This is a genomic window from Nocardia cyriacigeorgica (genome assembly GCF_010858045.1).
Classification (GTDB): Bacteria; Actinomycetota; Actinomycetes; order Mycobacteriales; family Mycobacteriaceae; genus Nocardia; species Nocardia cyriacigeorgica_E.
In genome coordinates, this window is record NZ_JAAGVC010000118.1 from 1 (window position 1) to 205 (window position 205).

The 205-nt window shown below is 67.8% G+C and carries 1 protein-coding gene; it reads left to right on the forward strand.

Going from position 1 to position 205, the window contains the following annotated elements; genetic code table 11:
- A partial coding sequence (locus GV790_RS28975; RefSeq protein ID WP_163817998.1) for a VWA domain-containing protein occupies nt 1-205 on the forward strand: 205 nt, incomplete at both ends.

Below are 205 nucleotides of genomic sequence, written 5' to 3' on the forward strand. Positions count from 1 at the left end.
CCCGCACCTCCCTCCTCATCCTCGGCGACGCCCGCACCAACCGCACCGACCCGGGTCTCGACGCCCTCTCCCTCATGCTCGACCGGGCCAAACACGCCCACTGGTTGAACCCCGAACCCGCCCGCTCCTGGTCCACCGGAGATTCGGCCGCGCACGTGTACGCCGAGCACATCACGATGCACGAATGCCGGAACGTAGTGCAGTT